Here is a 24713-nt window from a genome sequence, read left to right as displayed (position 1 = left end):
CTACCGTTGGCGAAGGACGTAGAGGAGTTCCGGTTCGACGGCACGCCGATTAACGAGACGCTGGTGCGCGACCTGGCGAGCGGGAACTTCCTCGCGCAGCAGGGCAACGTGGTGCTGGTGGGCGGCACCGGGACGGGCAAGACGCATCTCGCGATCGCCATTGCGCGGGCCTGCATCCGTGATGGCGCGCGCGGGCGGTTCTATACCGTGGTGGACCTGGTGAACCGGCTCGAGGCGGAGGCGCGTGCGGGCCGCCAGGGGCGGCTGGCTGACCATCTCTGCCGCGTCGATCTCGTCGTGCTCGACGAGCTCGGCTACCTGCCGTTCGCGCAATCAGGCGGGCAGTTGCTGTTCCATCTGGTCAGCCGGCTGTACGAGCAGACCTCGATCCTGGTTACGACGAACCTGGCCTTTGGCGAATGGCCGAGCGTGTTCGGCGATGCCAAGATGACGACCGCGCTGCTCGATCGCCTGACGCATCACTGCGACATCGTCGAGACCGGCAACGACAGCTGGCGGTTCAAGAACCGCGCCTGATCCCCGACCGACGGCGCGACCGCGCCCGGGTTGCCCGCCGCTGCGCCTACGGCTCCGCACCGGCCAACCCGGGCGCGTCCATGCACACCAAAAGGGGGTCCCTTTTGCACGCCGATCCGGGGTCCCGTTTGTGTGCCGATTGACACCCAGGTTCGCGCGCTGCTGCGCCAGCCCGAGATGGTGGTCGGCACCTGGCGGGCAGCGCGGGCGACTGCGTCCGACGTGACCGAGCAGGAGGTGCTGCAGGCGTTGGAGCGGATCGATCCGCTGTGGGACGAGCTCTTCCCAGCCGAGCGGGCGCGCATCGTCCGGCTGCTGGTGGACCGCGTCGACGTCCGGGCCGAGGGCGCCGCGGTGCGGCTGCGACTGGACGGGCTCGGCAGCCTGGTCCGCGACCTCGCCGCCCAGGCGCCCGAGGCCGGGAGGGCGGCAGCATGACCGACGCGGCGCAGACCCTCACGGTGGTCATCCCGCTCCGGGTGAAGCCGCGCGGCGGCCGGAAGGCGATGGTCACGCCGGGCGTGTTGGCGCTGGAGCGCCGGCAGGACATCACGCTCATCAAGGCAGTGGCGCGGGCCTTCCGGTGGCGGCGGATGCTGGAGTCCGGCCAGTTCGCCACGATCAAGGACCTGGCCGCAGCCGAGAAGATCAACTCGTCCTACGTCTCGCGCGTGCTGCGGCTGACGCTGCTGGCACCGGACATCGTCGAGGCCATCCTGGACGGGCGGCAGCCGGAGCGGATGACGCTACCGAGGCTGATGAAGCCGTTCGCGGTGGAGTGGAAGGCACAGATCAAGGCACTCGCAGCGCGCTGAGGCCGCACCGGGGTTACGGACGAGAAAGGCTATTGGCTCACCTTTTTCTGCAGATGCGCCGACAGGGCTCGGCTCGGCCGCCCTCAAGCACGGACACTGGCCGGCGCTTTCACCAGGCCCCGACCTCCGCCACCGAAATGGCGGCACGGCCGGCAAGCTCGAACTTCATGCGTCAAGATGCCGACGATTACCGGTCGCGAGACATGGACAGCTCTCCTGCAATATTGCTCCGCGCCTGAGCCTCGAAGGCGGCGGCCAGCGCCTCGCTCCGGAACAGCCGCGGAGAGGCTGCAAGGCGTCGGAGGAAGTCCAGCCTTCCCTGGTCCCATGCTGCATCTTCAAGATGCGCGAACTCCCGCCGAAGAAGCACCGTGTTGGCCGCGAATTCCTTACCGGCGTCGCCGATTGGCGTCAGGTCGAGGTCGAGCATCCATAGCCGCGCTGCCCAGGCCTGCGCTGTCATTCCAGGCTCAGGTTGCGCGGCCAGGTGATCCGCCGTCGCCGCGATCGTCCCGGCCACCCAGTCGGATTCCGCAGCCCCGACCGCGGCGCCCGCGCCGCGCCACAAGAGGACCGAGGCCATCTCGTTGTCGCGCCGGCGCGCTTCATAGACTGCGTCATGGAAGGCGATTGCGCAGGCGATGAGTGTGTCCCAGGGCTCGGCGGGCAGCGCGAGCCCGCAGCGGAAGCGCTGGTGGCGCTCCCACAGCAGGCCCACATGCGTCGCACCGTGATAGTGGCGGTCCGGCGCATGCAGGCGCCGCCGCAGGTCGAATCGCACCGCCTCGGTGACCGGGATGCGGTCGAGCAGCGAGTCTAGCGCGCCCATCGTGCAGTCACGCCTCCAGCCTGTCGATCGTCGCGTTCGCGGCGACGACGTGCCCGGTCAGCTGGCGCGCGACCGCGGCGATAAGTTGCCATGCGGCTTCGGGTGCCTCACGCCGCAGGTTCTCGACTGTGTCGCGGCCGATCCGCAGACCACGCACCGTGCCGCGCGCCGAGAGGTCCGCGGTGCGCCGCGTGCCGCCGAGCAGGGCCGATTCGCCGAAGATGACTCCAGGCGCAAGCACGGCGAGGCGCGTGGCCGGCCGACCCGCGGGTGCCGGCAGGCTGACAAGGACCTGGCCCTCCAGCAGCAGCCAGGCGGCGTCTGCCGCATCGCCCGATCGCGCGATGACCGCGCCGGCCGGGAATGTCTGCTCGCAGAGACGCGGCAGCAGCGCCGCAATCGCCGTGGGAGGCAGGCCCAGCGCTGCCAGGCACTCGCCCGGGCTGCCGCAGGGCGGCGCGGCGGCCCCGATGCGCGTCAGCAGCATCTCCTCCGCCGCCTCCACCGCCTCGGCCAGTGTCGGCATGGCCACCGCCACCGGAATGAGGCCCAGCAGGCCGAGCGCCTCGAGTTCCGCCGCGGCGCGGCTGCCGCCGTGGAGCGGGGCAACCAGCACGCGACCCGGTGCGATCCGACAGACCTCGAGCAGGCGGCGGCCGCCGGACTGGTCGATGCGGGTGACGCGGCCTAGGTCGAGGATCAACACCTCGGTGCCCCGAGGGAGCAACTCGCTGGCATGGGTGACCACGGCCTCTGCGCTACCGAAGAAGATGGCGCCTTCCAGCTCGACCAGCCGGATCCGGTCCCCGGCCTCGCGCAGCCGCCGCTCAGTTTCCGGCGGGCGGCGCACGCGAGACCGGCCGACCGGGTTCACGCTGCTCCGCCGCACCGGCGACTGCGCCATGGAGGCGGTGAAGACCAGGACGGCAAGCAGCACGCCGGCGCCCACCGCGACCACCAGGCCGAAGGCCAGCGCGCAACCCATGACGGCCAGGATGATCGCGGCATCGCCGAGGCGGCGGGCGCGGCCCGGCCCGGTGCCCGGCAGTAGCGGCCTCCAGGCGAGCAGCCGGAGCACCGCGCCGGCCAGCACCCCGGCCAGCGCGGCATAGGGCAGCGCGGCGGCCAGGGGGGCGGCGAGCAGCAGCGCGGCGAAGGTGGTGCCGGCGCGGGTGAGCAGGGCCAGTCGGCCTCGCCCGCCCCAGCCGAGGCAGGCGAGCGTCGCGCTGGTCAGGCTGCTGCCCGGCACGCCGCCCGCCGCTGCCCCGCCGAGCATCGCCACGGCGCCGGCGAACAGGTTGCGCGAGCCGTCGCCCCGCTGCCCTGTGCGCTCGCGCAGCGCAGCGGCGACGCCGACGGTTTCCAGCATCGCGAGCAAAGCAAGAGAGAGCGCGGCGGAGCCCAGCAGGGCCGCGCGGCCTGCGTCAGGCACCGCCTCCGCCCAGTGCGACTGCGCTGCGACCAGGCCGGCACCCAGCAGCTCGGCCGATGGCACGGTGCCGACCACGGGGCCCGGGGCGATGCCCGCCAGCCGCAGCAGGGCATGGGCGCCGGTGGCGGCGAGGGCGGCGACAAGCGGCGGCGGCAGACCGGCTAGCGGCCGCAGCATGCACAGCACTGCGACAAGGCTGACCAGCACCGCGCCTGGCTGCGGCGGTGCCGCGCCGAGGGCCTCGCCGGGGCGCAGGCCGAGCATCAGCGGGGCCTGCCCCAGCAGCACCAGCAGCACCACAGCATTCGTCAGCCCGATCGCGACCGGCGTCGGGATCAGGCCGGCGAACCGCCCGAGACCGGCCGTCGCTACCGCAAGCATCAGCGCCGCCGCGACTGCCGCCACGAGCATCGCCAGCAACATGCCGGCCGCGACGGAAGCCGGCTGCGCCGCGCCGAGCAGCGATGCGGTAAGCAGCGCCGTGGCGGCCGTGGTGGTACCCACCATCGGCCGACTCCCGGCCAGCAGCGCCATTGCCAAGCCGGCCAGCGCCGAACTCGCCAGCGCCGCCGCCATGCCGAGCCCGATCGCGTCGGGGCCCAGCGGGGCGAAGGCCATCATGCCATGCGCAAGAGCGGTGACGGCGGCGAGGATGCCCGTGCTGAGGCCGGCCGTGACCTCTCGCAGCGTCTCGCTGCTGCCAGCGCGTCGGGCTGCTGCCGCACTCACCGGAGGTCCACCACCGTCCCGCTGTCGCCGTTCAGCAGACGGCGCAGATGGAAGCTCGCCAGCGCGTGGTCCGCGGCGCCACCCACCAGCGCCGCGAAAGCGGCCATCGAAGAGGGATCGCGCGCGCGCAGCTTCGCAAAGGCCTCGGCATAGTATGCCGTCGCGGCGCGCGCGAAGCCGTCAGCCGGCAGCGGCTCCCAGGCAGGAAGGGGCTCAGCCCTGCCGCGCAACCGGAGCTCGCCGGCCGGCCGGCCCTGGAAGCCGGGGATCCGATCGACCACGGCCTGCGAAGCGCAGAGGCGCGTGCCGAGCACCTTGTTCGCCGCCTCAAGCCTGGCGGCGACGTTGATCGTGTCGCCATAGGCCGTGTAGTCGAAATGCCTGCCGCCGCCGAAGTCGCCGACCAGCGCCTCTCCGCTGTGCAGGCCTATACGCGTGACGCCGAGGGGGAGCCCGCTTGCCTGCCAGTCGGCACGCAGCCGCTCGGCAAAGCTGTCGAGGGCCAACGCGCAGGCCACCGCCCGCGCCGCATGGTCGGGTTGGGCGTCCGGAGCGCCGAACAGCAGCAGCGTGGCGTCACCCATGATCTTCGTCACCGTGCCGCCATGGGCAAAGACGATCTCCGTCAGTCCGCCGAAATAGGCGTTCAGCAGGGCGCCGAGCATCTCCGCGTCGAGCGTCTCCACAAGCGCGGTGAAGCCGGCGATGTCGGTGAAGACCGCCGTCACGTCCCGCCGCTGCCCGGCCAGTGACGGCGGGCGGTCCTCCGCGACCAGCGCGGCGGCGAGCGAGGGCGAGAAGTAGCGCGCCAGTGCCGCATGGGCGCGCTCCGCCGCCAGACGGCGTGATTGCGCCTCGCGCCGCGCCGCCACCTCCCGCAGGGTGCGCCCAACGGTGGCCTCCAGGTCGGCGAGGTCGATCGGCTTTGTCAGGAAGTCGAAGGCGCCACGGTTCATCGCCGTGCGGATGTTCGCCATGTCGCCATATGCCGAGACGATCACCGTCGCAGGCGGATCGGCCGCCTCCCGCAGGCGCGCGAGCAGCGTCAGCCCGTCCATCCGTGGCATGTTGATGTCCGCCAACACGAGGTCGAGGCCGGGATGCTCGGCCGCTCGCTCCAGCGCTTCCACCCCGTCGCGGGCGAAGACGAATGACATAGCCCCATCGCGGATCGCGTGGCGAAACTTCCGCAGGATCAGCGCCTCGAGGTCCGGCTCGTCGTCCACGACCAGGATGGTGCTCACGCCCCGGTCCTCCACTCCGCCAGGTGCCGGTCCACCTCGGCGCGCAGGCGGGGGAAGTCGATCGGCTTCGGCAGGAGGTCCTGTGCGCCGCCCTCGCGCGCGCGGCGGCGTGTTTCCTCGTCGGCATAGGCCGTGATCATCAGCACCGGCAGGTCGGGACGGATAGCCTTCGCGCGCGCCAGGAGCTCGAGGCCCGTCATCCCGGGCATGTTGATGTCTGAAAGCAGCAGGATCACGTCGCGGCCGCGCGCGGCCGCGCGGCGCCCCCCCCCCGCCCTGCGCGGCGCGGCGGGGGGGCGCGGGGGCCGCCCCCCCCCCCCCCCCCCCGGGCCGGAGGCGGCGAACTCCAGCTCGAACCGGCCGCCGCGGACGTCGCGGCGGAACTGCTGGCGGAACAGCTGCTCCATGTCCGGCTCGTCGTCCACCACAAGCACCAGCACGCTCATCGGGATGCTCCGGCGGGCACGCTGGCGAGCGGCAGCGTCACCACGAACTCAGTGAAGCTGCCTGTTTCGGTAAGGACGTCAATCGTCCCGCCATGCAGCTTGACGACGATGTCGTGGGAGAGGGAGAGGCCGAGCCCCGTCCCCTGACCGGCCGGCTTGGTGGTGAAGAATGGCTCGAAGATGCGCGCGCAGACCTCCTCCGGGATGCCCGTGCCGTTGTCGCGCACCGCGATCTCGACCGCGCCCGGCAAGGAGCGGGTCGTCACGCGGAGTTCCGGCGCGAAGCCCGGGGCGGCCGAACGCTCCTTCTCCTGCACGGCGTGGAAGCCATTGCCGAAGAGGTTCAGCAGGACGCGGGTGAACTCCTGAGGATAGACCTCAACATGACCGATTGCGGGATCGAAGTTGCGATGCAGCGTCACGTTGAAGCCGGGCCGCTCGGCGCGGGCGCCGTGCCAGGCGAGGTTGAGCGTCTCCTCCACCACCGCGTTCAGGTCGATCGCGCGCCGCTCCCCGCCGCCTTCGCGCGAATGGGCGAGCATGTTGCGCACGATGCTGTCGGCGCGGCGGCCGTGCAGCACGACCTTCCCGAGATTGTCGCGCAGCATGGCGGCGAGGCTTGCGACCTCCTCCCGGCGTCCTGCGTCCAGGGCCTGCCCCGCCCCGGCCAGCAGCTCCTCGAGCTCGTCGAGCAGCTCGCGGGAGAGGTCGGCGAAGTTGTTGACGAAGTTCAGCGGGTTCTTGATCTCATGGGCGATGCCGGCTGTGAGCTGGCCAAGCGAGGCGAGCTTTTCCGTCTGCACCAGCCTGTCCTGCGCCGAGCGGAGCTCCTCGAGCGAGCGGGCGAGGTCGTGGGTGCGCGCCGCCACGCGCGCCTCCAGCGTTTGCTGCGCGTCCTGGATCCGCTCGGCCATCTCGTTGAAGCGAAGTGCCAGCGTGCCGATTTCGTCGGTGCCGCGCACCGGAATCCGCTCGGCCAGAGCGCCGCTGCCGAGCCGCTCGGCCCCCGCCTGTAGCTCGCGGATCGGATCGGTCAGCCGGCGCGCCAGTACGGTGCCGGCAGCGAGCGCCAGCATTACGCCGAGTGCGAGCAGCGCGAGCGTCTGGTAGAGCGTGGTGTAGACGGGCGCGAGCGCCTCCGCCCTCGGTTGCTCTACGAAGACGATCCAGCCGAGCTTCGGGATGGTGGCATGCGCGGAGAGCACCGCGCGTCCGTCCAGCGCGCGTGCCTGCTCGACGCGCGCCGCGCCCGCCAGCGGCGGCGTGCCGGCCTGCGCCGCCGCGACCGCCGAGGCGACCTGCGGCAGCCCCGAGAGGTCCGTCTCCCGCAGCACCAGCGACATGTCGGGATGCGCGATCAGCCGACCGCGTGTGTCGGTGACGAAGGCATAGCCGGTGCCGCCGACGCGGATCGCCGTAATGACTTCCCAGACGAGCTTGAGGTTCACCTCGGCGACCGTCACCCCGGCGCCGCGGCCGGCATGAGCGACGGCTATTGCCATGTAGGGCTCGGAGCCGCGGCGGAAGGTCACCGGCCCGTACCAGACCCGGTTGCGTATCGCCTCCGCGAACCGGGGATCGGCGCGCCAGTCGGCGCCGCCATCCACCACGTCGGGCTCCAGGCGGGACAGGCGCAGTCGCTCGATCCCCTGGCCGTCGAGGTGGATCACCTCGGTAATGGCGGGCGCCTGCCGCAGCAGGCGGATCAGGTCGTAGCGCCGCTGCTCCGGCGGCACGCGCGCCCAGTCGGCGCGCGTAGTCCAGCCGATCTGCTGTTCCAGCTCGGCGACGAACTGCGCCACGCGGTCGGATGCGGCGACCGCCTTCTCCTGCTCCACGCGCACCGCCGCCTCGGTAGCCTCCTGGTAGGCGAACCACATGGAGATGCTGCCATTGACCAGCAGCACCGCGGCCACGAGGCCAAGGAATGCGAGCGTCAGGCGCTGCGCGAGCGAGAGGCTGCGGCGGACCCGACCCGCTGTTGCAAGCCCTGCGACGGCCATCATTCGATGATCTCGTCGGCCTGCGCGAGAAGCGCCGGTGAGAGCGAAAGATTAAGCGCGTCGGCCACACGCGCGTCTATCGCGAAGCGGAAGCGTGTGGGCCGTTCCAGCGGGATAACTGCGGGGCTCTCGCCCGCCAGCACCCGGTCCACAATCTGCATGATCCGCGAGTAATAGTGGTCTTGGTCTGGTCCGTAGCCCATCAGCATGCCACGACCGACGAGGTTCGACAGGAAGGTGATGCTGGGCAGCCCTGCCGCGCGGAGCGCCGCGCTGAGTGGACCCAGGATCCGCGCGTAGCCGGGCGCCGTGAGCGTTACCACGCCGGTGCGCACGCGGTCGAAGCGGGCGAGCACGGCGGCGTGGTCGGTGTCCGCGAACGGGTTTACGGTCGTGCTGGTCAGCCCACGCCTCACGGCCTGCAACTCTGCGGCGCGGAGCTGATGCGATCCAGTGGTCGGCTCCCACAGGAAAACGATGTGCGCAATGCCGGGCGCTGCCTCGCGCAGCAGGTCGAGCCATTTCGCAGCCATCGAGGGCTGGTCGAGGAACAGGCCGGTGACGGTGCCACCGGGCCGTGCTGCGCTGGCGGCGAGCCCGGCCGCTACGGGGTCGGTTTCCAGGTCCACCGCGATGATCGGCACACCGCCGCCATGCCGTGTGGCGACCATGACCGCGGGTGCGCCAATCGCAATCAGTGCACCTGGGTCGAATGCCAGCAGCTCGTCCAGCAATGCCGGCAGGCCGAGGTCGCCGCCGTCCGGCGCGCGGAGGAGGATGTCCGTGCCCGTGACGAAGCCCATGCGTTCCCAGGCCTCGCGAAGGATGCGGATGGCATTGACCGACGGCCCGACACTGACGGAGTGGAGAACCGCCACGCGGCGAGCCCGCCTGGCTTGCGCGAGCGCCGGGGCGGGTATCAGCGACAGCAGCACGGCGCGCCGGTTGATCAGCACGGTTTCACCATCCGGGCAGCCTTGCATCCGCCGCTCACCCGGAGCGAGACGAGCTGGCGCCTATCGGCGATGCGGACGACGGTGAAGCGGCGTGCCACATCATTGGCATGGCCGAGCGACAGGCCATTGGCCGCCTGCGCGTGCCCTCGGTTCATTCGATCACCTCGTCGGCGCGGGCGAGCAGGCTGACGGGCAGGTCGAGACCGATCGCGCCGGCGGTACGCGCGTTGACGATCAACTCAAAGGCGGTCGGGCGCTCGATCGGCAGTTCCTCCGGTCGCACGCCATGCAGGAGGCGGTCCACGTGGTGCGCAATGCGGCGGTAGCTGTCTGGCAGCCGCGGCCCGTAGGAGGCGAGCGCGCCGGCCTCGGCGAAGACGCGCCAGCCCGCCAGCAGCGGCAGGCGCTGCTCTATCGCGAAGCGGGCGATCCGGTCGCGATTCTGCAGCGTGAAACCGTCGGCGAAGACCGAGAGGGCGCCGGGACGGTCATCGGCGATTTGCGCCAGGGCGGAGTCGAGCTCGGCCGCCGAGCGGGTGTTGTGGAAGGCAGCCGCAAGCCTGAGCCGCAAGGCGACCTCGGCCGTGTGCGCACGCTCCAGCGCCTCGCCGGGGTGCCCGGGATTGGCGATCACGGCGACGCTGCGCAGGTCGGGGACCAGCTCGGTCAACAGCGCGAGCCGCTTGCCATTGAGCTCGGCCGAAAGGAAGGTCACGCCGGTCATCCCCGCCGGCGGCCGCGCCAGGCTGCCGGCAAAGCCGGCCTCGACCGGATCGCCGCTGAAGACGAAGGCGACGGGCACCGGTAGGCCGAGCCGGGCAACGACCGGCACGGCCGCACCCTGCACCAGCAGGACCGAGACCGGCAGCCGCGCGAGTTCGGCCGCGAGTTCCGGCACGCGCGCGATCTCATCGTCGCCGAAGCGGTACTCGATCTCGAGATTGCGGCCCTCGACCCAGCCGAGATCGGCCAGGCCGGCGCGCAGCGCGGGCAGGAAGGGTGCGAGGCTCGCCGCCCTCTGCGCGGTCAGCCAGCCGATCCGCCTGGGGGCCTGCTGCGCGCGCGCCAGCGGCGCGGAGAGCGCGGCCGCGGCGGTGAGCAGGGTTCGCCGCCTCATTCGATCACCTCGTCGGCGCGGTCCATCACCGAGGGCGCGACCTCCACCTGCAGTGCGCGGCCGGCGCGCAGGTCGATGATGAACTCGAAGTGCGTGGGGTTCTCGACCGGGAGGTGGCTCACCGGCGTGCCGTTCGCGGCGCGCACGACCTGCCGCGCGGCGCGCCGGAACCCCTCGCTGATGTCCGGCCCGTAGCTCATCAGGCCCCCGCCCGTCAGATAGCGGCGATTCGACAGCATCATCGGCATGCGGTGGCGGATCGCCACCTCGCCGAGTGCCACGCGGTTGGTGATGGTCGAGACGTCGGAGACGACGAACAGCGCGGCCACGCGCTCGCCCTTCAGTGCCGAAAAGGCGTCGTCCAGACCCTCTGGCACCGCGATGCCCTTGAACACCAGCTCGATGCCGAGCGCCGCCTGTGCGCGCGCGGCCTCGTCGATCTGGATCTGCGACGGGTAGTAGACGTTGAAGATCACGGCGAAGCGGCTGTCTCGCGGGAAAGCGTCGCGCATGAGCTGCACGCGCTTGGCGGACAACTCGCCGGCATGGAAGGACTGGCCGGTCACGTTGGCTTCCGGCCGGGCCAGGCTTTGGACCAGCCCATCCTGGATCGCGTCGCGTGTCGCGCCGAAGACGATCGGAATCGTCGTTGTTGCGGCCTTCGCCGCGAGCACGCCGCCGCGTGTGGAGGCGACGATGGCGTCCACTCTGGATCGGACGAAGGACTGCATGACCTCGCTGAGGTCGTGGTCGGGCCGAAGCTGGTGGCGGTAGTCGATGGTCAAGTTGTGGCCGGAGATGTAGCCGTTCTCCCGCATGCCGAGTTCGAATTTTTCCTCGAAGATCGACCTTTCCGCACCGTTCACGACGTAGCCGATTCGCAGCGGCCGGTGGGTCTGCCCGGCTGCGCGACGGGCGGCCAGCGGCGCCGCCAGGGCGGCAGCGAGGATCGCCCGCCTGGGCGGCCCCGCGTGCAGCCTGGCCGTCCTGCACGGGGCGATCTCCATGGAACCAGCGACAACCATACTCCAGCCCCTCCTCGGCCCATGACCGCCATGCGGTGCCGCGAGCGATGGGCTGAGCCGGCAGTCGCGCCCCGCACCCTGCCCATACGGCCGTCCGCGAACAGAAGGGAGGATGGGCCGCGACAGCCGTGCAGGGATGTGCGATTTCGCACACTGCGGCAAGAAGTGCGGTCCCAGGATCTGGCACGTCCCGGACGGCAGGGGGGGGGAGTGATGCGGCGGGCGGCAGAGGCGGAGCGGAGGGGGGCGCAGGCGCCGCGCGATGACGCAGCCGAGTTCACCGCCATCCCCCTTCTGGCGGCTCTGCCGCCCGAGGTAGCGAGGCGCCACGCTGCATCGGCTCGCTGGATCACTGCGGCAGCGGGGCAGGAGATCCTCTGCTACGAGGAGGCCTCGGACGACGTGTTCTTCGTGCTGACCGGCCGTGTGCGCGTCACCGCCCGCACGCCGGGCGGGCGGGAACTGATCCTAGAGGACATGCCGGCCGGGCGATTCTTCGGCGAGATGTCGGCGATCGACGGGGCACCGCGCTCGGCGTCGGTAACCGCGCTTCATCGCTCGCGAATCTGTCGGCTCGCGGGCGGCACCTTCCGGTGCCTGCTTGCGGAGGTGCCGGCTCTTGCGCAGGAGATGATGCGCCTGCTGGTCGAGCGCATCCGTGTGCAGAACGCGCGCCTCCTTGAGTTGACCACGCTCGACATCCGCCATCGCTTGTATGCCGAGCTGCTCCGGTTGGCAGCGCCGGCTGGCGCTGACGGAACGCGGGCGATCTCACCTCCGCCGGTGCAGCAGGTGCTCGCACAGCGCATCGGTGCGCGACGCGAGCCCGTCTCCCGCGAGATTGCACGTCTCGTTCGCGAAGGCGTGCTGGAACGACGCCGCGGCGCGCTGGTCCTGCGCCGTCCCGCCGTGCTGGAGAGCTGCCTGGCCGCCATGCTCGAACGTTAGGGGATGCCGATGGGCACCCGAGTTCCGCGGTTCGCCGCGCCGTGCCCCGTCGGCGTAAACCTCCGTCTTGTCAGCTCCGCGCTGGCCTCACGCCGACGCCAGCCCTGGCAACTGCTGCGCACCAAACTTGTGCGGATTCACAGGCGGGCGAAGCCCTCGATGGTGTCTTCCACAGCACAAGCGAGGGCGATGAGAGTCGGCTCGATCTCCTGCCCTGCGAACGGCACGTCCGGAGGAAACTTCCACATGAGACGCCCACGGAGTCTCACCTTTGCTGCGAGAGAAGGGCGATCGTCGCCGCTGCCCATGACTAGGTTCCTGACCATTTCTTCTGAGATGTCGGGCGACACGGCACCTGATATCACAGGGATGAGTGCTCGGTGCTTGTCGCGGTTGTTCAGTTCATGGAGGCCCCACAGGTACGGATGGCCGTTGCCGTAGGGACGCAGACTGCGCAGCGCGCGTTCGGCCGCGCGCCCTGCCAAATTGAATCGCCCGCTCTTGATCCGGTCATTCGGCGAATCCGCGTCCTTCACGATCGGGAACGCAGCCTTCGAGGGCTCCTTCCAGTTGCGCCGGATCAGATCCGCTGCAACCAGGTCAAGCGCGCTTCGCAGGTTGTGGATGACGTCGCCGATGATCGTCGAGAAGCCGAGAGATGGCTGCAAGGGAGGGCATTCGACCCAAAGCTCGAATCCTCCTCCTTCGAGGAGCTTTGCCGTGACTTCGACGGGGTTCTCCCGCTGAACAGCCGCAAGATGCTCGCTCAACAAACGGCAATGCTGAACGGCTCGAACCACCTTGATGCGCGCACCGTCGAACGGCCCCGCTTCGACAGCCGGGAGCGCAAGGAGCCGCTCGTAAGTGGCCGCAGCCATTCACATCATCTCCGATGCAGAAGTGCCTGTTCTGCTCGACGGCGAGCGTCGGTAGTTTGGCGTCTCGCCCGCGCGATCCAACCGGCATCATCTTTCTATGCCCAGCATCGCAACTTACGGCACCACGACGATGAATGAGAGCGGCGTCAGTTGACCGCCGGCCTCGGCGCGAACGAGGTCGGGCCGCGCCCACGGATCACTGACCAGCGGCGGCATAACGGGTGTGTTGAAGTGCCTTGCAGCCAATTGCCGGGCCTGACTGTTCGTGTCGACCGATCGTATCCCGGTTGCTGGCGTTCCGTATCGAAGTGTTCGCTCTCGAAGTACGCTTTTCAGGCGAGTGCGGTTCGAACCGCGGCAAGTGCCGACCACGCGGAAACCGGCCCTTTACCTAGGTTCTTGAGTTCCGTACTAAATCGCTCAAGTCAGGAGGTCCGGAGAGAATTGGCCTCCGGAGAACGATTTCCGGCCGCCGCCGGCCCGGACCTGTCAACAGGTCTGCGCCGAGAACCCCAGGAAACCTGCCACTCATCGCACGCGCCGGCCAGGCGGAGAGCACGGCTCGTATGGGAACTGGCGGAGGGGATGGGATTCGAACCCACGATAGAGGTTTAAGCCCCTATAACGGTTTAGCAAACCGTCGCCTTCAGCCGCTCGGCCACCCCTCCGCACGGGTCAGCGTTACGCTCGCCGAAGTTGCACGACGTATGCGAGGCCGCTTCTACCCGCCCGGCCCGATGCCGGCAACCCGTCAGGACAGCGCCACCGCGAAGCCGCGCTGCACCGCCGGGCGCGCCATCATCCGCGCATACCAGGCGCCGACCCGGGGGAACTCCTCGAACGAGACCTGGTGCCGCTCATGCCGCCAGGCCCAGCCCAGGATCGCAAAATCGGCGATGCTCGGCTCGCCCTCCGTCGCCACGAAATCCCGCCCGGCCAACTGCCGGTCCAACACGCCGTAGAGCCGCTTCGTCTCCGTGTGGTAACGCTTGAAGCCGTAGTCGCGGGCCGGGCCCTCCGGCTGCATCAGGAAGTGGTGCACCTGGCCGGGCATCGGGCCGAAGCCGCCCATCTGCCACATCAGCCATTCCCAGACGGCCACCCGCGCGCGCGGCTCGGAGGGCAGGAACCGGCCGGTCTTCTCCGCCAGGTAGAGCAGGATCGCGCCGGACTCGAACACGCTGATCGGCTGCCCGTCCGGGCCCTCGGGGTCCAGGATCGCGGGGATGCGGTTGTTGGGGGAGATCTTCAGGAAGGCCGGCTCGAATTGCTGGCCCTTGGAGATGTCCACCGGGAATACCCGGTAGGGCAGCCCCATCTCCTCCAGCGCCACGCTGATCTTGCGGCCGTTCGGCGTGTTCCAGGTGTGGAGGTCGATCATTCCCGGCGATCTTTCCCGCGGTGGAAGGGTGCGCCTTGATCCCACGCCAGGCGCCCCACGCCAAGCTTGACCGCCCCCGGCCGGGTTTGCGATCCATTGGGCGTGACAAGCCTCGTCAGCCTGCGTGCCGGCGAAGACGATACGCTCTGGGCCGTCATCGCGACCGCCGGCCGCCGGAGCCGGGTGGCCAATGTCTATCGCTCGCGGGCCGACGCGCTCGAGGATCGCGCCTGGCGCGCGCAGCAGGTCAGCGCCTATGAGGATTGGCTGAGGCGGGCGCGCCAGCCGGTGCCCCATTACAGCGTGGCGCCGATCCGCCGCGCCGACCTGCCGAAGACATGGAGCCCCCTGCCCGCGCTGGGTTTCCTGCGCGGGCAGTTCGTCTGATCAGGCCCGCGCCATCCGGATCATCAGCGGCGCGTGCAGCACGGTGTCGGGCAGCCGGTCGCGCGCGGCCAGATGCGACGGGGTTTCGTCCTTGGCGAGGGTGCCGAGCGGCACGACGAGGTCCGGCCGCACGCCGAACACCGCGTCGCTGTCGAGATGCGGATCGTCCTCGGGGAAGAGTTCGGTCACGAGCGGCCGATAGCCCTCAGCCTCCGCGATCACATGCAGATGCGCGGGCCGCCAGGCGTCGCGGCCGAGGGCGCGCAGCATGTCCCCGGCCGGGCCGTCATAGGGCACGGTGTAGGGCTGCATGCGCGTGGTGCTGAACGCGAAGCTGCCATCCGCGGCGGCGGTCAGCACAGCATGGTAGTTCTGCGGCGCCTGCTGCGCGTCCTGCACGGCGTAGAAGCCGTTGTCGGCGTTCTGCCAGAGGTCGAGCCGCGCGCCCGCAATGCCCTGCCCGGTCGCCGCATCCAGCACACGGCCGGTGACCACCATCACCTGGCCCGGCTGGCCCTTCCAGAGATCGCCGCCATCGGACAGCGGCGGCGCGCCGCGCTGGTGGAACGGGCCGAGATTCGAGCAGTTCGTCGCACCGGGCGGCGTGTTCACCATGTCCACCAGCGCCGAGACGCCGAGCAGGTCGCTGAACAGGATGAACTCGTTGCGCTCGGTGTTGGTGATCTCGCCCGCCCTCGCCAGTGCCGCGAGCCCGGTCAGCCACTCGGCGTGGGTCAGCTTCGTCTCCCGGACGAAGGCGTGCAGGTGCTTCGCCAGGCTGCACAGCACGTCCCGCGCGCGCGGATCCTCGGCCTTCGCGGCATAGTCGGCGAAGGCCTGGGTGATGGTCTCGGGCGAGACGTCGCGCATCCGGCGGCTCCTAGTTCACCGTGGCGCCGGAGGCACGCACGACATCCGCCCATTTCGTCACCTCCTCGCGCAGATAGGCGGCGAAGGCGTCGCGCGGGCGCGGGTCGGGGGCGAAGCCGGCGGCGTTCAGGCGCTGCGCCAGCTCGGCGGAGGCGAGCGCGCGGTTCACCTCGGCGTTCATCCGGTCGCAGATCGCGGCCGGGGTTCCGGGCGGGGCGAACATCCCGAACCAGGTCAGCGCCTCGAAGCCGGCGAAGCCCTGCTCGGCCACGGTCGGCACCTCCGGCAGCGAGGGGTCGCGCCGCAGGCTGGTCACCGCGATGCCGCGCAGCCGGCCGTCGCGCACCATGGGCAGCGCGGGCGGCAGGCTGGTGCTGCCGACCGGCACCTGGCCGCCGACCACCGCGGTGACGGCCTGCGCGGGGCCGAATGGCACGTGCTGGATCTCGACGCCGGCGAGGCGGCGGAACAGCAGCTCCATGCCCAGATGCGTCGTGGTGCCGATGCCGGAGGAGCCGTAGTCCAGCGGGCGCGCCTTCGCCGCCGCGATCAGCTCCTGCAGGTTGCCGACCTGCAGCTTCTCGGGGTTCACTGTGATGATGTTCGGCGTGCTGGCCAGCATCGCGATCGGCTCGAACTCGGCCGCCTCGTAGCCGGCATTGCGGAACAGGCTGGGGTTCACCGAGAAGGCCACCGAATGCGCCAGGAAGACGCTGCCATCGGCCGGGCCGCGCTTCACCGCGACGGTGGCGATGTTGCCGCCGGCGCCGGGCCGATTCTCCACCACAACCGGCTGGCCGAGCACCGGCTGCAGCGCGTTGCCGAGCGCGCGCGCCAGCACGTCGGTGGAGGAGCCGGGCGGGAAGGCGACCACGATGCGCACCGGCTTGTCCGGCCAGGCCTGGGCGCCGGCGATGCGGGGCGCCGCGAGCAGCGCGCCGGCGCCGAGCAGCGCCGTGCGTCGCGTGATGGCGATGGTCATTGTCGTTCTCTCCCTGTTGCGCCCGGCCGCCGCTATGTCGCGAAGGCCGGATCGTCGGCGATGGTGTTGCGCAGCACGCCGATGCCCTCGACCTCCACCTCCACCGTCATGCCCGGCGCGAGGAACAGCGGATCGGGCTTGCGGGCATAGCCGACGCCCGATGGCGTGCCGGTGGCGATCACGTCGCCCGGCTCCAGCGTCATCACCTCGGACAGGATCGCGATGCAGCGCGCGACCGGGAAGATCATGTCGCCCGTCGTGCTGTCCTGCACCGTGACGCCATCCACGCGCGCGGCGATGCGCAGCGGCGCGGCGCCGGGCGGCAGTTCCTCGGGCGTGACGAGCTCTGGGCCGAAGGCGCCGGTGGCGTCGAAGTTCTTGCCCATGGTCCATTGCGTGGACTTGCGCTGGTAGTCGCGCACCGAGCCGTCGTTGAACAGGCTGTAGGCGCCAACATGCGCCAGCGCATCGGCTTCCGCCACGCAGCGCGCCCGCGCCCCGATGACGATCGCGAGTTCCGCCTCGTAGTCGAGCTTCGTCGAGCAGCCCGGCCGCAGCATCGGCGCATCCGGGCCGACCAGCGAGCTCTGCACGCGCAGGAAGACGGCAGGGTAGTCCGGGATCGGGTTGTTCCCCTCCTTCGCGTGCAGCGCGTAGTTCAGGCCGATGCAGATCACCTTGCCCGGACACGCGATGGGCATCAGCAGCCTCAGCCCCTCGACCGGATGCCGGGCCGGGCATGCGTCCGCGGCGGCCTGCATCTTCGACCACAGCGCGGGGCCGCCCGCGAGGATCTCGACCGGGTCCTCCGGGAAGCCGCCGAGTGCCGCGACCGGCACCACCAGGTTGCCGATCCTGAGACCGGTCGCCTCGCGGCCTGAGTCCTCGTAGCGCAGCAGGCGCATCGTGCCGGTCTTTCTCGCTGGAACTGGCGTCCAGGAATTTTTATCGATAGAATTGCCGTCATGCAAGCGATTGCCGATGACGGTCTCACCCTCCAGGTGCACCGCCGGTTGCGGGCCGACCTGCTCAACGGCGTGATCGCGCCGGGGACGAAGCTGAAGGTGCAGGCGATCGGCACGGCCTATGGCGCCGGCGCCAGCCCGGTGCGCGAGGCGCTGTCCTCGCTCGCGGCCGAAGGCCTGGTCGAGCGGATCGAGGGCCGTGGCTTCCGCGCCGCCCCCGCCACGGTCGAGGCGTTCGACGAGCTGGTGCGCGCGCGCTGCTGGCTCGAGGAAGTGGTGCTGCGCGAGAGCATCCGCGCCGGCGATGCGCGGTGGGAGGAGGCGCTGGTGGTGGCGCGCTGGCGGCTTGGCCGGCTGGCGCGCGGCGATGCCGCCTGGGAAGCGGCGCATGCCGCCTATCATCGCGCCCTGCTCGCCGCCTGCCCGTCCTCGACGCTGCGCGAGACGGCGGAGACGCTGCGCGAACGCGCGGAGCGCTACCGCGCCCTTGCCCGCCCCGTCTCCTATCCGGGGGGCGGGCGGGGGGGGGCGGGGGGGGGGGGGGCGGGGGCCCGCCGCGGCTCAGTGGCTGAACCGCCTCACTCCCCCATCCACATGGATCACCTGGCCGGTGATGTAGCGCGCCCGCGGCGAGCAGAGGAACGCCACCAGCACGGCAAGGTCCTCCGGCTCTCCCACATAGCCCACCGGGCATTCCCGCTCCGCCCATTCCCGCGCGATCTCGGGCGTCGGCAGGATGCGGGTGTCGATCTGCTCGGAGTGGATGCGCCCGGGGGGGATGCAGTTCACCGTGATCCCGTCGCGCCCGAGATGGCGCGACAGCGCCTTGGCCCAGATATGCACCGCGCCGTTCGGCGCGTTGGCGGCATTGATGCTGAAGGGCTCGTCCGGCCCCGTGATGTTGACGATGCGGCCGAATTTCTGCGCCTGCATCGCCGGGACGAAGGCATGCGCCATGCGCCGCCCGGCATGGAAATTCAGGTCGAGGCTCTCCATCCAGACCTCCTCGCTGCCGAGGTCGGTCTGCGGCCGGCTGCCGCCGGCATTGTTCACCAGGATGTCGCAGCGCCCGAAGCGGCCGAGCACCGCGTCGCGCGTGCGCTCCGCCGCCCCCGCGCTGCGGAAATCCTCCGCGACCACCAGCGGCTCGGCCCCGGCGGGCAGTTCGGCCGCGAGTTGCTCCAGCAGCGGCCGCCGCCGCGCCAGCAGTGCCAGCCGGCAGCCTTCCGCCGCCAGCGCCCTGGCGATGCCGCGCCCGAGCCCCGCCGAGGCGCCGGTGACCAGCGCCACCTTGCCGGCCAGTTGCAGGTCCATCCCGTGTCCTCCTGCCCCCATCATGCGCGCGGCGGCGCAAGAACGAAAAGGGCCGCCCCCGAAGGGGCGGCCCCGGTCCCAGGCCGGGACGGCCCGGCTATTCCTGCAGCGCCGCGTCCTTCCTGCTTCGGATGTTCGGCAGCAGCATCGTCGCCAGGGCGAGGAAGCCGATGGCGAGCAGCACGGCGGAGATCGGTCGCTCCACGAACACCATCACGTCGCCGCGCGACAGCAGCATGGCGCGGCGCAGATGCTCCTCCATCATGGGGCCGAGCACGAAGCCGATCAGCAGGGGCGCCGGCTCCATCTTCAGCTTCGAGCACATGTAGCCGAAGATGCCGAAGGCCAGCATCTGATAGACGTCGAAGACGTTGTTGTTGAGCGAGTACACGCCGATCGCGCAGAAGGTCAGGATCGCCGGATACATGTATTTGTAGGGCACCTGCAGCAGCTTCACCCACATGCCGATCATCGGCAGGTTGATGACCAGCAGCATCAGGTTGCCGATCCACATGGAGGCGATCAGGCCCCAGAACAGGTCCGGCTGCGCTTCCACCATGCGCGGGCCCGGCTGGATGCCCTGGATGATCAGCGCGCCCACCATCAGCGCCATCACCGCGTTGCCCGGGATGCCGAGCGTGAGCAGCGGGATGAAGCTGGTCTGGGAGGCCGCGTTGTTGGCCGATTCCGGCCCGGCCACGCCCTCGATCGCGCCCGTGCCGAACTCGTGCTTGTACTTCGAGAGCCGGCGCTCCATCATGTAGGAGCCGAAGGCCGAGAGCGCCGCGCCGCCGCCCGGCAGGATGCCGAGCACCGAGCCGATCGCCGTGCCGCGCAGCACCGAGGGGATGGAGCGCATCGCCTCTTCCCGCGTCAGCCACAGGCTTTCCACCTTGGTGGCCAGGACGCTGCGCGATTCCGGCCGCTCCAGGTTCAGGATGATCTCGGCGATGCCGAACATGCCCATGGCGATCGTCACGAAGCCGATGCCATCCGAGAGTTCGGGGATGCCGAAGGTGAAGCGCTGCTGGCCGGTCTGCACGTCCGTGCCGACCAGGCCGAGGGAGACGCCGAGCACCACCATCGCGATCGCCTTGATCACCGATCCCTGCGCAAGCACCGCGGAGATGATCAGGCCCAGCAGCATCAGGGAGAAGTAGTCGGCCGGGCCGAAGGACAGCGCGACGGAGGTCAGCAGCGGGCCGGATGCCGCGACGAAGATGGTGGCGACCGAGCCGGCGAAGAAGGAGCCGAGCGCGGCGATGGTCAGCGCCGCACCGGCCCTCCCGCGCCGCGCCATCTTGTAGCCTTCGAGCGTGGTGACGACCGAACTGACCTCGCCTGGCAAGTTCAGCAGGATCGCCGTTGTGGAGCCGCCATACTGGGCGCCGTAGTAGATGCCCGCCAGCATGATGATGGCGGTGGTCGCGGGCTGGCCGAAGGTGATCGGCAGCAGCAGCGAGATCGTCGCCACCGGCCCGATGCCCGGCAGCACGCCGATGGCGGTGCCGATGAGGCAGCCGATGAAGCAGAAGAGCAGGTTCTCGAAGCTGAGCGCGACACTCATGCCGTGCCCGAGGTTCGTCAGCAGCAGTTCCATGGTCCGGTTCCTCTCCTGCGCCTGCGTTACTGCGTCAGGAACACGGGCCAGACGGGGACCCGGATATCGAGTTCGTAGATGAAGACAAGCCAGCAGAGCACGCAGAGGAAGATGATCATCCCGATCACGCCCTTCACCCGGTGCCCGGGATCGGCGAGCGCCGCGACCGCGCACATCACGACGATCGCGGCCATGAGCCCGAGCTGCTCGAGCATCAGCCCGAAGGCCGCGAGCCCGGCATGGACCAATCCGATCGGTCGCCACCCCGGCGCGAGAGACAGGCCGAGGCAGCCGAACAGGCACCCCCAGCCGAGCGAATACCAGCCGCTGAACAGGCCCGTCGCCTCGGAGATGAAGTAGCCGGCGAAGAAGGCGACGATGCCGATCGGCACCGACAGAACCTCGAGCCGTGTCCACTTCTCCAGCGGGTCCGGGCCGTTGAACAGGCCGCCGAGGAACACGATCGCCCCGAGCACGCCAAGCAGCCCGAAGGACAGCATCGGCATGTAGCCCGGGCCCATGCGGCGCGCCGTGCCCAGCGTATGGTCGGTGTTCAGCCAGAGGCCGATCACCGCGACGAGGATGAAGATCCCGCCCGAGATCAGGTTCTTCGTATTGAGTCTCATCGCCACCTCGTTCCTGCCCGGGCCTGCCCCCGGGATAGACGCCTGTCCACACCCATCGCGGCTGCCAGTCAGGCGAGCAGCACGCAAGGCCCCGGGCGGTCTCTGCCGCCCTGGCGCCTGTCCCCTCTAGCTACGCTTCACCCGGCACGTCACGCAATCGCGAGCAAAGCCGGAAACCTTGTTTCTGACAATCGGCCCGACACGCTTTTGCCCATATGCCACCTCGGTCCCGCGCCTCAGTTCACGGTGGCGCCGGAGGCGCGCACAACCGGGGCCCAGCGCTCCACCTCCGCGGCGACGAAGGCGGTGAAGTCTTCCGGCGTCATGTCGCCGGCCGTTCCGCCGAGCTCGGCAAAGCGCGCCTGCGCCGCCGGCGTCGCCACGAACGCACGCACTTCCCGGTTCAGCCGCTGCACGATGGCGGACGGCATCCCGGCCGGGCCCGACAGCGCGAACCAAGAGGTGCTGACCAGGTCGAAGCCGGCTTCGCGGAAGGTCGGCACCTCCGGGAAGGAGGGGTGGCGTTCGGCGCTGCTCATCGCGATGGCGCGCACGCTCTCCTGGCGGATATGCGCCGCGGCGGAAGGCAGGCTGTCCGACATCATTGGCACCTGGCCCGCGATCACCGCCTGCATCGCCGGCCCCGCGCCGCGGAAGGGGACATGGGTGTAGTCGATGCCGACCTGCTGGCAGAAACGCACGATCAGCAGGTGATTGGAGGACCCGGCGCCCGAGGTGGCCATGTCCAGCCCGCCCTGCTTGCCCTTCGCCATCCGCACCAGATCCGCAAGCGAATTGATCCCGCTGTCCTTGTTCACCACCCAGACCGAGGGGTTGGTGATCACCATCGCGATGTGGCTGAAGGAGGTGACGGGGTTGTAGCGGACACGGTTGCCATAGAGCGTCGGGCTGATGCCGTGGCTGGCGATATTGCTCATCACCAGGGTCTGCCCGTCCGGCGCGGCATCCGCCACCACCTGGCTGCCCGTGGTCGCGCCCGCGCCTGGCCGGTTCTCCACCACAACCGTCACGCCAAGCCGCTGCGACAGGCCATCGGCCAGGAAGCGCGCCGCGATGTCGGTGCTGCCGCCCGGCGCGAAGGGCACGATGAGGCGGATCGAGCCGTTCGGCCATGATTGCGAATGCGCAACGCCCGGCAGCGCCAGCAGCGGCGCCCCGGCGATCAGCAGACGGCGCGAGAGAATTCCCGGCATGTTCCCTCCCTTGTCCAGACAAATTCCTAATGCACGCGGCGGCATGGGGCTGCAAGCGGGCGTCCGGCGCCATGACCGCTTCTTCACCTGTGCAGCCGCCGCCGCTTCATGCACCATGCCGGCCATGACCGCCAACGACCCGACACGCCGCATCCGCGACGCCGCCGCGGCGATCGCGCCGCACCTCGTCGCCATCCGGCGCGACATCCACGCCCATCCCGAACTCGCCTTCGAGGAGACACGCACCGCGGGCATCGTCGCGGCCGAACTCGCGCGCTTGGGCGTATCGCACCGCACCGGCATCGGCCGCACCGGCGTGCTCGGCGTGATCGAGGGCGGCCGGCCCGGACCCACGCTCGCCATCCGCGCCGACATGGACGCGCTGCCGATCCATGAGGAGACGGGGCTGCCCTTTGCCTCGACCGTCGCGGGGAAGATGCATGCCTGCGGGCACGACATCCACACGGCGACGCTGCTCGGCGTCGGCGCGGTGCTGCGGGACATGGCGCCGATGCTCGCCGGCCGCGTGCTGCTGGTCTTCCAGCCGGCCGAGGAGATCCTGGAAGGCGCCGCGGCGATGATCGCGGACGGCGCCGCGGAGGGTGTGGACCTCGCCCTCGGCTTCCACAACCAGCCCGACATGCCGGTCGGCCGCTTCGGCTACGCGCGCGGCGCCTGCCTCGCCGCCGCCGACCGCTTCGACCTCATCGTGCGCGGCAAGTCCGGCCACGCTGCGCACCCTTACGCCGCGGTGGACCCGATCGTCGCCGCCAGCGCCTTCGTCGCGCAGGCGCAGACCGTGGTGAGCCGGGAGATCAAGCCGATCCACCCCGCCGTGGTCACCATCGGCATGTTCCAGGGCGGCACCACCTACAACATCATCCCCGAGCGCGTGCACCTGAAGGGCAGCGTGCGCACCCTGCACGCGGAAGCGCGCGACCTGGCCGAGGCCGCGATCCGACGCCTGGCGACGGGCCTCGAGACGACGATGCGCGTGCGCTGCGAGATGGACTACCAGCGGAAGGTGCCCCCGCTGGTCAATGACGACCGCGTGCTGGAACCCTCGCTCGCCGCCGTGCGCGCGCAATTCGGCGAGGACCCGCAGGAAGGCGAGCCCAGCATGGGCAGCGAGGATTTTTCCGAGTTCGCCGCCCGCGCGCCGTCCTTCCAGCTGCGCATCGGCAGCGGCGCGCCGGGCCGCGACGACCGCCTGCACAATGCCGGCTACCAGCCCGACGAGCGCTGCATCGAGCTCGGCGTCCAGGCCCTCAGCCGCGCCGCCTTGGAGCTTCTGGCGTGACGAACTTCTCCCTCTCCCGCTTGCGGGGGAGGGTCGGGGTGGGGGCACCGCAACACCCAAGGAAAAGCGCATGAGAATCTGCGTGTATGGCGCCGGCGCTATCGGCGGCCAGCTCGCCGCCCGCCTGGCGAAGGGTGGCGCCGACGTCTCGGTCATCGCGCGCGGCCCGCATCTCGAGGCGATCCGCAGCAACGGCCTCACGCTCGAGGCGCATGACGGCACGCATCACTGCCGCCCGCGCGCCAGCGATGACCCGCGCGACCTCGGCCCGCAGGATGCGGTGATCGTCACCGTGAAGGCGCCCGCGCTGCCCGCCGTCGCCGCCGGCATCGCGCCGCTGCTTGGCCCCGAGACGCCCGTCGCCTTCGTGATGAACGGCATCCCCTGGTGGTATTTCGACCAGGAAGGCGGCCCGCATGACGGCATGCGTCTGCCCGAGGCCGATCCCTGCGACGCCATCCGCAACGCCATCGGCGTGGCGCGCACCATCGGCGGCGTCGTCTATGCCGCGAGCGAGATCATCCGCCCCGGCGTGGTGCATTCCGAACACGGCAACATCCGCGTGATCCTGGGCGAGCCCGACGGCCGGATCAGCGAGCGCGCCCAGGCGCTGGCCGCGATCCTCGCCGCCGGCGGCATGCCCTGCCCGGTCTCGCCCACGATCCGCACCGACATCTGGGCGAAGCTCCTGGGCAACCTGTCCAGCGGTCCGCTCTGCGTGCTCACCGGCATGGGCGTGCGCCACGCCTATGCCGAGCCGGTGATCCGCGAGGCGGCGCGCCGCAGCGCCGAGGAAGGCCAGGCGATCGCCGCCGCGCATCGCTGCCCGCTGCCCGACGCCGCGGTGGAGCGCGTCGCGGCGTCCAACATGCTGCACAAGCCCTCCATCCTGCAGGATTTCGAGCTCGGCCGGCCGATGGAGATCGACACGATCTACAGCCTGCCGCTGAAGCTTGCGCGGCTGGCCGACGTGCCGACGCCGCAGCTCGATCTGCTCGTCGCGCTGGTGAAGCAGGCGGCGCGGACGAAGGGGCTTTATTGACCCTTGCCCTCAGACGCCGGGCGCCGCCGCCCGGGGGGGGGGGGGGGGGGGGAAGGGGCGCGGGCCGGCGGGG

24 protein-coding genes, 1 tRNA gene and 1 pseudogene are annotated in these 24713 nt (G+C 70.5%); 8 read left to right on the top strand and 18 right to left on the bottom strand.

All coding sequences use genetic code 11. The features are described from left to right. From istB to AC1MIR_RS00765, 3 genes are all read left to right on the top strand, one after another. A partial coding sequence (gene istB, locus AC1MIR_RS00775) for an IS21-like element helper ATPase IstB (protein WP_480026281.1) occupies positions 1–537 on the top strand: 537 nt, incomplete at its 5' end. A gap of 132 nt (positions 538–669) precedes the next feature. Next, positions 670–975, top strand: coding sequence for a hypothetical protein (locus AC1MIR_RS00770; RefSeq protein ID WP_480026280.1), 306 nt, complete (start codon positions 670–672; stop codon positions 973–975). Continuing rightward, entirely contained in the window at positions 972–1352 is a 381-nt protein-coding gene (locus tag AC1MIR_RS00765; protein ID WP_480026279.1) for a hypothetical protein, read from the top strand. Before AC1MIR_RS00770 ends, AC1MIR_RS00765 begins: the two co-directional genes overlap by 4 nt. A 187-nt stretch (positions 1353–1539) precedes the next feature. On the opposite strand, the gene AC1MIR_RS00760 is transcribed toward AC1MIR_RS00765, so the two are convergent. From AC1MIR_RS00760 to AC1MIR_RS00725, 8 genes are all read right to left on the bottom strand, one after another. Then, positions 1540–2133 (bottom strand): hypothetical protein, encoded by a 594-nt coding sequence (locus AC1MIR_RS00760; RefSeq protein WP_480026278.1) that lies wholly within the window; start codon positions 2131–2133, stop codon positions 1540–1542. A gap of 55 nt (positions 2134–2188) precedes the next feature. Continuing rightward, positions 2189–4342: a SulP family inorganic anion transporter gene (locus tag AC1MIR_RS00755; protein ID WP_480026277.1), complete on the bottom strand. Its 2154-nt coding sequence runs from the start codon at positions 4340–4342 to the stop codon at positions 2189–2191. Further along, the gene (locus tag AC1MIR_RS00750; RefSeq protein ID WP_480026276.1) at positions 4339–5586 is read right to left on the bottom strand and encodes an adenylate/guanylate cyclase domain-containing protein; all 1248 of its coding nucleotides are present in this window, start codon (positions 5584–5586) and stop codon (positions 4339–4341) included. Before AC1MIR_RS00750 ends, AC1MIR_RS00755 begins: the two co-directional genes overlap by 4 nt. After that, on the bottom strand, positions 5583–6032 hold the full coding sequence (locus AC1MIR_RS00745) for a response regulator (RefSeq protein ID WP_480026275.1): 450 nt from the start codon (positions 6030–6032) through the stop codon (positions 5583–5585). Before AC1MIR_RS00745 ends, AC1MIR_RS00750 begins: the two co-directional genes overlap by 4 nt. Next, positions 6029–8038, bottom strand: coding sequence for a sensor histidine kinase (locus tag AC1MIR_RS00740; RefSeq protein ID WP_480026274.1), 2010 nt, complete (start codon positions 8036–8038; stop codon positions 6029–6031). Before AC1MIR_RS00740 ends, AC1MIR_RS00745 begins: the two co-directional genes overlap by 4 nt. After that, positions 8035–9018: an ABC transporter substrate binding protein gene (locus AC1MIR_RS00735; protein ID WP_480026273.1), complete on the bottom strand. Its 984-nt coding sequence runs from the start codon at positions 9016–9018 to the stop codon at positions 8035–8037. Before AC1MIR_RS00735 ends, AC1MIR_RS00740 begins: the two co-directional genes overlap by 4 nt. Before the next feature lie 124 nt (positions 9019–9142). Next, positions 9143–10108: an ABC transporter substrate-binding protein gene (locus AC1MIR_RS00730; RefSeq protein WP_480026272.1), complete on the bottom strand. Its 966-nt coding sequence runs from the start codon at positions 10106–10108 to the stop codon at positions 9143–9145. Beyond that, the gene (locus AC1MIR_RS00725) at positions 10105–11295 is read right to left on the bottom strand and encodes an ABC transporter substrate-binding protein (RefSeq protein ID WP_480026271.1); all 1191 of its coding nucleotides are present in this window, start codon (positions 11293–11295) and stop codon (positions 10105–10107) included. Before AC1MIR_RS00725 ends, AC1MIR_RS00730 begins: the two co-directional genes overlap by 4 nt. 51 nt (positions 11296–11346) lie before the next feature. Between AC1MIR_RS00725 and AC1MIR_RS00720 the strand changes: the two genes are divergently transcribed. Beyond that, positions 11347–12081 (top strand): Crp/Fnr family transcriptional regulator, encoded by a 735-nt coding sequence (locus tag AC1MIR_RS00720; RefSeq protein WP_480026270.1) that lies wholly within the window; start codon positions 11347–11349, stop codon positions 12079–12081. A 137-nt stretch (positions 12082–12218) separates the two neighbouring features. Here AC1MIR_RS00720 and AC1MIR_RS00715 read toward each other — a convergent pair whose 3' ends face one another. The 3 genes from AC1MIR_RS00715 to AC1MIR_RS00705 form a co-directional block, all read right to left on the bottom strand. Then, on the bottom strand, positions 12219–12959 hold the full coding sequence (locus AC1MIR_RS00715) for a hypothetical protein (RefSeq protein WP_480026269.1): 741 nt from the start codon (positions 12957–12959) through the stop codon (positions 12219–12221). Positions 12960–13533: 574 nt separating this feature from the next. Beyond that, a tRNA-Ser gene (locus AC1MIR_RS00710) sits at positions 13534–13627 on the bottom strand. 83 nt (positions 13628–13710) lie between these two features. Continuing rightward, positions 13711–14340 carry a glutathione S-transferase family protein gene (locus tag AC1MIR_RS00705; protein WP_480026268.1) on the bottom strand — a complete coding sequence of 210 codons (630 nt, stop codon included), beginning with the start codon at positions 14338–14340 and terminating at the stop codon, positions 13711–13713. A 66-nt stretch (positions 14341–14406) separates the two neighbouring features. On the opposite strand from AC1MIR_RS00705, the gene AC1MIR_RS00700 reads away from it, so the two are divergent. Continuing rightward, positions 14407–14727 carry a hypothetical protein gene (locus AC1MIR_RS00700; RefSeq protein WP_480026267.1) on the top strand — a complete coding sequence of 107 codons (321 nt, stop codon included), beginning with the start codon at positions 14407–14409 and terminating at the stop codon, positions 14725–14727. On the opposite strand, the gene AC1MIR_RS00695 is transcribed toward AC1MIR_RS00700, so the two are convergent. The 3 genes from AC1MIR_RS00695 to AC1MIR_RS00685 are packed head-to-tail and all read right to left on the bottom strand — an operon-like array spanning position 14728 to position 17484. Beyond that, entirely contained in the window at positions 14728–15597 is an 870-nt protein-coding gene (locus tag AC1MIR_RS00695; protein ID WP_480026266.1) for a dioxygenase family protein, read from the bottom strand. Positions 15598–15607: 10 nt separating this feature from the next. Beyond that, positions 15608–16579 carry a Bug family tripartite tricarboxylate transporter substrate binding protein gene (locus tag AC1MIR_RS00690; RefSeq protein WP_480026265.1) on the bottom strand — a complete coding sequence of 324 codons (972 nt, stop codon included), beginning with the start codon at positions 16577–16579 and terminating at the stop codon, positions 15608–15610. A gap of 32 nt (positions 16580–16611) precedes the next feature. After that, a complete protein-coding gene (locus AC1MIR_RS00685; RefSeq protein WP_480026264.1) occupies positions 16612–17484 on the bottom strand; it encodes a fumarylacetoacetate hydrolase family protein in 873 nt (290 codons plus the stop codon). A 60-nt stretch (positions 17485–17544) separates the two neighbouring features. Between AC1MIR_RS00685 and AC1MIR_RS00680 the strand changes: the two are divergent. Next, a pseudogene (locus AC1MIR_RS00680) lies at positions 17545–18027 on the top strand (GntR family transcriptional regulator); the annotation flags it as partial. A 78-nt stretch (positions 18028–18105) separates the two neighbouring features. Here the strand turns inward: AC1MIR_RS00680 and AC1MIR_RS00675 are convergent. The 4 genes from AC1MIR_RS00675 to AC1MIR_RS00660 all read right to left on the bottom strand — a co-directional run bounded on the left by AC1MIR_RS00675 (position 18106) and on the right by AC1MIR_RS00660 (position 22298). After that, positions 18106–18858 (bottom strand): SDR family oxidoreductase, encoded by a 753-nt coding sequence (locus AC1MIR_RS00675; protein ID WP_480026263.1) that lies wholly within the window; start codon positions 18856–18858, stop codon positions 18106–18108. Positions 18859–18955: 97 nt separating this feature from the next. Next, positions 18956–20458: a tripartite tricarboxylate transporter permease gene (locus AC1MIR_RS00670; protein WP_480026262.1), complete on the bottom strand. Its 1503-nt coding sequence runs from the start codon at positions 20456–20458 to the stop codon at positions 18956–18958. Positions 20459–20484: 26 nt separating this feature from the next. Beyond that, positions 20485–21084, bottom strand: coding sequence for a hypothetical protein (locus AC1MIR_RS00665; protein WP_480026261.1), 600 nt, complete (start codon positions 21082–21084; stop codon positions 20485–20487). Positions 21085–21320: 236 nt separating this feature from the next. Further along, positions 21321–22298, bottom strand: coding sequence for a Bug family tripartite tricarboxylate transporter substrate binding protein (locus AC1MIR_RS00660; RefSeq protein ID WP_480026260.1), 978 nt, complete (start codon positions 22296–22298; stop codon positions 21321–21323). A gap of 124 nt (positions 22299–22422) precedes the next feature. Here AC1MIR_RS00660 and AC1MIR_RS00655 point away from each other — a divergent pair, with 124 nt between their 5' ends. Together AC1MIR_RS00655 and AC1MIR_RS00650 are read left to right on the top strand one after the other, a co-directional pair. Next, positions 22423–23598 (top strand): M20 metallopeptidase family protein, encoded by a 1176-nt coding sequence (locus AC1MIR_RS00655; RefSeq protein WP_480026259.1) that lies wholly within the window; start codon positions 22423–22425, stop codon positions 23596–23598. Positions 23599–23668: 70 nt separating this feature from the next. After that, positions 23669–24640, top strand: coding sequence for a ketopantoate reductase family protein (locus AC1MIR_RS00650; protein ID WP_480026258.1), 972 nt, complete (start codon positions 23669–23671; stop codon positions 24638–24640). Positions 24641–24713: the final 73 nt, after the last annotated feature.

Source organism: Falsiroseomonas sp. RANM36 (genome assembly GCF_056682175.1).
Note: the sequence above shows the minus strand (reverse complement) of the source record. Positions and strands in the feature narration are given on the sequence as shown.